The organism is Acinetobacter gyllenbergii CIP 110306 = MTCC 11365 (assembly GCF_000413855.1).
In the GTDB taxonomy this organism is placed as follows: Bacteria; Pseudomonadota; Gammaproteobacteria; order Pseudomonadales; family Moraxellaceae; genus Acinetobacter; species Acinetobacter gyllenbergii.
Genome location: NZ_ATGG01000040.1, coordinates 1 through 2,352 on the forward strand (window position 1 = coordinate 1; position 2,352 = coordinate 2,352).

A 2,352-nucleotide genomic window follows, 5' to 3' on the forward strand; every position below is an offset into this window, starting at 1 on the left:
GGTTTAAGCAAAAACTACGATATTCGTCCTTTCTCAATGCAATCGAATGAAAGTGATTATGCCTATTTAACCAGAATTTTACGCGAAGAGTCGATTAACTTTTTAATTGATGAATCGAATTATATTGTCTCAAGTAATAGCCAAAGTATCGAGCCACAAAAATTACGTTTAATTGATGATAATGCACAATTTAAGGCGCTTGAACGTCGAAGCATTCGCTATCATCGCTCTCATGCCACAGAGCAGGCTGATAGTATTACCAGCTTTATTGCACAACGCCAATTGCAACCCACCGCGATTCATGTACAGCGCTGGCAGGCGGATAGTTTAAGCCAAGAAGATGCCAGTGGTTCAGTGATCAGTTCACATCAGCACAGTGCTCAGCGAGATAATGAAAGTTTAAGTCTGGAACAAGCATGGAGTATTTCACCAGCTTGGATTAGTGATCTCAAAGGAGAAGATCAGGCCACAGCTTCAGGAAACAGTCAGTTAGATAAACTCAATAAACAGCTGAACCAATATCAGGCCTTACAAGCAAAATATTTTACTGCGCATAGTAGTGTGCGGGATACACAGGTTGGCTATTGGTTTCAGTTAAATGAGCACCCTGAACTTGAAAAAAATCACGCAGAAGATAAATCGTTCTTAATCCTAAGCAAGCATTTTTATAATCAGAATAACCTTCCTAAAGAGATTAAAGAGCAAGTTGAAAAACTATTAAGTCTCAGTCACTGGACGATCAGTAAAGACAGCGAACAAGAACGCCAAGCCAATGAATTGATGCTGGTACGGCGAACGATTGCTATTGTGCCTGAATATGATCCATTGACTCACCGTCCGACCGCACATGTCCAACGTGCTAAAGTGGTGAGTGATGGTGAAGAAATCCATGTCGACGAATGGGGGCGGATCAAGGTCCGTTTTCTATTTACCCGTACAGAAGATCATGCGCATGATGGTGGTGCAGGATCGAATGACAGTGATACGGATTCGGCATGGGTGGATGTGCTCACCCCTTGGGCGGGTGAAGGTTATGGTGCGCGCTTCTTACCACGTAAAGATGAGATCGTGGTGATTGACTTCTTTGATGGCAACATTGACCGCCCTTTTGTGACAGGTCGTATTCATGAGGCACAACGTTCACCAACCAAATTTGATCTTAAAGGCCAACTTCCCGATACCAAAAAACTCAGTGGCATTCGTTCCAAAGAGGTCGGTGGCGAAGGCTATAACCAACTGAGATTTGACGATACCACAGGACAAATCAGTGCCCAGTTACACAGCAGTCATGGTGCAACCCAACTGAACCTAGGCAATTTAAGTCATCCTAAAGACAAGCCTGAAAGTGAAGGTCGTGGCGAAGGTTTTGAGTTGCGGACGGATGATTGGGGAGGAATACGTGCACCCAAAGGGATATTAATTACGACTGAAAGTGCATCTAATGCGAGTGGAAACCAACTGGATCGACCTCATTTACAACAAAATATTGAGAAATTCTTAGCGACTAATTCAGCAATAAAAGAGGCAGCTAAAGGACATCAAACCACGGAACCTGAATTAGAATTTCAAGAGTCCTTAAAAACTGAACTTCCTCAGTGGAATGAGTCTGATTCTACGCCGTATATTGCGATTGATGCTAAAGATTCGATCATTCTAGATGCGGATAAAGGGATTGTTGCACAAGCTAAAGAAAATATAGATCTAAGTTCTGAACGGAATGTACAGATTTTTTCAGGGCGAGGATTTCTGGCGAATGTCTTAGATAAAATTTCTCTATTTGCGAAAGCAGCAGGTATTAAAATTAAAGCTGGACAAGGCCCCATTGAAATTGAAGCACAAGCGGATTCAATGAAAATTGCATCGCAAGAGTTAATGCATGTCTATGCAATTAATGATTTCGTTAAGGTTGAAAGTGGTAAAGGTATATTAATCGCTTCTGGTGGTGGTTATATCAAAATTGAAGGTGGCAATATCGATATCGTTTGTCCTGGTAAAATTAGCCTTAAAGCTGGGCAAGTACAGGTGATGTCTGGTAGCACATTAAGTACTGATCTCGCAGCCATGCCAAAATTACAGATGGATTATGATGAGCTCTTTGTTTTACGAAACAAAGCTGGCAAAGCGATGCCAAATATGAAATATCGAATTAAGACAGAAGATGGAAAAACAATTGAGGGAGTGACCGATTCAGAAGGTAAAACTGAAAAAGTTACCTCACTTTCAATGACGAAAGCCGTGATCACACTATTAGGATATATTGATGAATAAAATATATGCCTGTCTATTCTTAACTACATATGTATTCAGTGCTGGCTGTGCATCTACAAAAGCAGAAATTAAAAATAATGCAAA

At 41.1% G+C, this 2,352-nt stretch carries 1 protein-coding gene; it reads left to right on the top strand.

Going from position 1 to position 2,352, the window contains the following annotated elements; all coding sequences use genetic code 11:
- The coding region (locus tag F957_RS03105) for a DUF2345 domain-containing protein (RefSeq protein WP_016660569.1) at positions 1-2,268 on the top strand (2,268 nt) is incomplete at its 5' end.
- Positions 2,269-2,352: the final 84 nt, after the last annotated feature.